Origin of the sequence: Alteromonas sp. BZK5 (assembly GCF_014349115.1) — a bacterium.
GTDB classification, from domain to species: Bacteria; Pseudomonadota; Gammaproteobacteria; order Enterobacterales; family Alteromonadaceae; genus Alteromonas; species Alteromonas macleodii.
Genome location: NZ_JACSOE010000237.1, coordinates 1 through 1,734, shown reverse-complemented (window position 1 = coordinate 1,734; position 1,734 = coordinate 1). Strand labels below are relative to the sequence as shown.

2 protein-coding genes are annotated in these 1,734 nt (G+C 44.3%); one reads left to right on the top strand and one right to left on the bottom strand.

Annotated features, from left to right (window positions below):
- A partial coding sequence (locus BIZ39_RS21610) for a diacylglycerol kinase family protein (RefSeq protein WP_187448085.1) occupies nucleotides 1-1,193 on the bottom strand: 1,193 nt, incomplete at its 3' end.
- Between the two features lie 150 nt (nucleotides 1,194-1,343).
- On the opposite strand from BIZ39_RS21610, the gene BIZ39_RS21605 reads away from it, so the two are divergent.
- Nucleotides 1,344-1,734, top strand: a 391-nt coding sequence (locus BIZ39_RS21605; RefSeq protein WP_187448084.1) for a DUF2878 domain-containing protein, incomplete at its 3' end; no start/stop codon positions are given.

Genomic DNA, 1,734 nt, shown 5'->3' with positions numbered 1-1,734 from the left:
GCAAACTGGCCGCCTACATTCTTTTCTTCACGATCAGCGGCCGAAATCATTTTTTCCTCGAAGCCAACTGCTGCTACCAAAAGCATAACGTGGTCGTTACAGGTCGCGGTATCTATGGATAAGGTATTGCCCTCTATAATGATGTCGCATGCTGTACTAATAGGCATAACTTTACTAATGTAGCCATGCAACACTTGGCTTAGTGCGTTTGCTGTACCAAAGGGGATAATCCCCATGGTAACGTCGGTGTTGACCAAAGCCGAAGCGACTTCAGTTAACGTTCCATCGCCGCCGCATGCGACAATAATGTGGGCGCCGTCTTGTTTTGCTTTCTCTGCTAGTGCCTTACCGTCTACTTCAGGTGTGGTTTCTTTCACGGTCACTTTGAATTTTTCATTTAATCGAGAAAGAACGTCATCTCGGTATTGCTCCCATTTACCGCCCCCAGCAACTGGATTAACAATAAGGGTTAGATTCTTTTGTAGTGAAAGTAGGCCACCATCTCTAATCTGCTGCAGCGATGCTAATTGACGTTTGTTGAGCCTTGCTGTTTGGCGTATCTGGTTAATTTCATGTAATGCATCATCTACACTCAACGTAGGGTTTTTGGCCAGCAAATAGGCTGCAACCACCAGAACAGAGCGACCTCGTCCAAGCGCACAATGCACAACAACATTTTTCTTTTCAGAAATTTGCTGATTTAACCAATTTATTGCTAAAACAAGCTGTTCAGGAGTGGGGCTGGTATGGTCGAGTACCGGTACGTTTAAATAGCGGTAATCTTCTTGATATGCCGTCCAATCCAGTCCATCAAATTCAGCGGTTACGTCAAGAATGGCATCAATGTTGTTTTCGTTTAAAAGGCTAACGTGTTTTCCCGACATGCGGCACGCAAGGAATAAGTGCGGCTCAATTTTTTGTAGGGGGGGGACTTTATCCGTTCTCCGTGCGAATTCATTGTAAAGCCAAGAGCCCAGTAAAAAAGGTACAAAAATCCAGCGTATGTAGAATGGTATTGAGCCATCCTCACGTTTGCGAAACAGGCTTGGATAGTTGAGCAAATAGGCGCTGCTTACGGCAATAAGGGAAAATGCAATCCAACCAAATACCACTTTTAATAATATCACTGGCACGGTCAACGTTAGTGCTAACGCCACTAATGCACCAAGTACGTAATACTTCACCATTTTCACGATTAATACATCCTTTGTAATTGGAAAGAGCAAACAGTCTATGCATCTATACTTACACTAGAGCGTTTTCGTTTACTTTTGTCGCAATAGGGTTGAACTATCACTTACCGGTAAACGTATGCTTTGATATTGAAAATATGAGCGTTTCAAATGAAGAATAGTGCGGTACTAAAGGTTGCGAACTTTGTATGGTTCCAAGGAATTTGGTGGCTGGTCATCTTGTTCCAGAACAAAGCAGTAATTCCAGTGTTAGGGTTGATCCTTCTATGGATAACCATTTCGCCCAAGCGAGAGGAAGATATAAAGCTAATGGGCACGGTATTTTTACTGGGCACGGTGGTTGATGCGCTTTTAACCCTAAGCGGGCTGTTCATTTTTAACGAGACTGAAACGCTGGTCAGCTTCTGGCCAATTCCAATTTGGCTAAGTCTTCTATGGGCTGCCTTTGCAGGTACGGTCTATCACAGTTTAACCGCCTTTAATGGCCGAATGGCCGTTGCGGCGGTTGCTGGAGCTATCTTCGCGCCGCTCAGTTATATCG